This is a genomic window from Dietzia sp. DQ11-38-2, from assembly GCF_014145055.1.
Classification (GTDB): Bacteria; Actinomycetota; Actinomycetes; order Mycobacteriales; family Mycobacteriaceae; genus Dietzia.
The window spans coordinates 1-2,772 of sequence record NZ_JAALDW010000472.1 but is presented as its reverse complement, the minus strand read 5'-3'; the positions used below and the strand labels follow the sequence as shown (position 1 = coordinate 2,772).

General features: G+C 68.5%; 4 protein-coding genes. All 4 read left to right on the top strand.

Translation table 11 applies throughout. From position 1 onward, the window contains the following. The coding region (locus tag G6026_RS14800) for a hypothetical protein (RefSeq protein ID WP_182613625.1) at positions 1–291 on the top strand (291 nt) is incomplete at its 5' end. Positions 292–820: 529 nt separating this feature from the next. Continuing rightward, entirely contained in the window at positions 821–1,297 is a 477-nt protein-coding gene (locus G6026_RS14795; protein WP_107756210.1) for a division/cell wall cluster transcriptional repressor MraZ, read from the top strand. 205 nt (positions 1,298–1,502) lie between these two features. After that, positions 1,503–2,525, top strand: coding sequence for a 16S rRNA (cytosine(1402)-N(4))-methyltransferase RsmH (gene rsmH, locus G6026_RS14790; protein WP_107758055.1), 1,023 nt, complete (start codon positions 1,503–1,505; stop codon positions 2,523–2,525). After that, the coding region (locus G6026_RS14785; RefSeq protein WP_182613624.1) for a hypothetical protein at positions 2,522–2,772 on the top strand (251 nt) is incomplete at its 3' end. The genes rsmH and G6026_RS14785, both read left to right, overlap by 4 nt.

Genomic DNA, 2,772 nt, shown 5'->3' with positions numbered 1-2,772 from the left:
TCCGCCGGTGTAGTAGTGGTCCTCGGTCTCGTGGGGGTCGCGCTCCTAGTGGGCGGGCTGGCGCTCGACTTCAAGCCCGGCGGTTTTCCCGTCCTCAGTCTGGTGGGTTTCCTCGTGATGTTCGCGGCCGGTGTGATGGCTCTTCGTTCGGCGCCCTCCACGGGGTCGTCGACCGCGGCCTCCGGTGGAACCCGGGTGCCGGGTGCGGGGAAGTCGTCCTCCAAGGGGGCGGAAGGCCAGAGTTACTCTTCTCGCATGGAAGACCGCTTCCGCCGTCGGTTCGAGCAGTAACCACGACGTCTGACGAGCTCCGGGGAGGGGCGAGCGCATCGGCGCTCGCCCCTCCCTCCTATTTGCGAGGTTCGGGCCCGCTCCTGAGGTAGCGGTGTCCGAGGTATCGGCCCGTTTCCGAGCGCCGGCCCGCTCCGCTCCGCCTCTCTGGCGACGAACCACTCCTGTGGCTCCGCACGTGTCTCGGCGACCGTCCTACTCGATGTCATCCGAGAGTCCGGCGGGCGAGTTGGCGACGACCGTCCCCACCACTCGCGCCCCTGCTCTCCACTTTGCCCCACCAGCATCCGTCCGGTAATCCCACGGATGCGCTCGAGTCACATCAACCACAGACAACCACCGGAAATGCGTCCGTGTGGGTGCGCCACGTTAGGTTCCGGTAGCGGAGTTGTCTCGCTCTTGCGCGGTCTGAACTGCAAAGACTTCCCAAGGTGGGGAGAAGTGGGGCGCAGGCCTTGTTTGTGGGGCATTGTGGGGTACAGTGGGGGATGCGAGGAGCTCGAAGGGGCCTGATCCCAGGAGGTGGCGGGTGACCGACACCGACCCCAACGACTCCGAGCGCGAACGAGCCTTCGTCGGGTACGGGACGCACCGTCCCAAGCTCGACGACAAGGGACGGCTGACGATCCCCGCCAGGTTCAGGCCAGGCCTGTCGGACGGGGTGGTGGTGTGTGGGTGGTTCACCAACACGCTCTCGGTCTTCCCGGAGCGCGAGTTCGACGCGCTGGTCAGAAAGGTGCGGCCGACCGCCAACCTCAGCGAGAGGCACATGGCGTTCTTCCGGCTCCTGGTGAGTGGCGCGGAGGTTCAACAACTCGATTCACAGGGGCGGATCTCCATCCCGGTGAGTCAGCGAAATTACGCGGGCCTCGGCAAGGACTGCGTGGTCAACGGCCTGGGGGAACGCCTCGAGGTCTGGGATGCAGACGCCTGGGACCGCTACAGCGCGGAGAACCTCCCCGTGTTCTCCGAGATGGAGGGCACATCCCTGGGGATCGAATTCTGATCGCCGGGGTCGAGAACGCACTGTCGAGAGCGCATTTCGACAGCACGGCATGTGGACAGCACGAGAGCACGACGGACGGAGCCCCCCGGCCCCTGCCCGGCACCACCCTGGCGTACTTCCCCAACGCCAGGTGGGTACCGGACGGGGACCAGGGGGCTCCACCACAACCGGAGAGCCGATGGCATCCGGACGGGAGGGAGGCGACATGGCGGAAGAGCCCGGCTCCGACCGCGCCGCGGCCCGGTTCGGCCACGTCCCCGTCTTCCTCGACCGCACCCTCGAACTCTTCCGGCCAGTCGTCGACGCCGCCGCCACAGCGGGCCGCAGGCCGGTGATCGTGGACGGCACGTTGGGCTTGGGCGGACACACCTCGCACCTCCTCGCCGCATTCGACGACCTGCGGGTCGTCGGGGTCGACCGTGACCCGGACGCCCTCGAGATCGCCACCCGGAGGCTCACCGCGTTCCGGGACCGGTTCACTCCCGTGCACGCCCGGTTCGACGATCTCGACCTGATCGTGAGCAGTCTTCCCGCGGAGTCGAGGGACGACGCCGGGCCCGCGATCGACGGGGTGCTGCTCGATTTCGGTGTCTCATCCATGCAGCTCGACGTGGCAGAGCGGGGATTCGCGTACTCGGTCGACTCGCCGCTGGACATGCGGATGGACCCCACCACGGGGCCGACCGCCGCCGACATCCTGGCGGACTACCCGCGCGACGATCTCGCGAGGATCTTCAGGGTCTACGGCGAGGAGCGGTTCGCGCGACAGATCGCCTCCGCCATAGTGCGTCGCCGGGAGACCGATCCCATCTCGTCCAGCGCCCAGCTCGTCGAACTCCTCTACGACACCATTCCCCAGGGCGCACGACGCACCGGCGGGCATCCCGGGAAGCGCGTCTTCCAGGCCCTGCGTATCGAGGTCAATGCCGAGCTCGAGGCGGTGGAGAACGCGGTACCGGGGTACCTCGACCTCCTGAGGCGTGGCGGGCGGGCGCTGTTCATGGCGTACCACTCGCTCGAGGACAAGATCGTCAAGCGGGAACTCACCCTCCGGACCGCCTCGCGCACCCCGGCCGGACTGCCGGTGGAACTGCCGGGGCACGGCCCCGAGTTCGAGTCCGTGACCCGCGGGGCGGAGAAGGCGTCACAGTCCGAGATCGACCACAACCCGCGCTCGGCCTCGGTCCGGGTGCGATGCGTCCGGCGTATCGACGGGAGAACCCCATGACGAGCACCATCGACACGGCGGATCCCGCCGACAGCTCAGATACCCGGCGCGCGCCCACCGCCCCGACCGGGCGGCCCCCGGGCGTCGGGGCGGTGGGCCTGCGCCGTAAGCCGGTCACCCGCTCGGTGCGGGGGCGCAGGACGGTGGTCGTCCCCGCGGAACGACTGAGTCCTGCCGAGTTGGCGGGTCGGATCCCCTTCGTGGTGGTCATGCTCCTCCTCATCGGAACGGGCGTCGGCGGGACTCA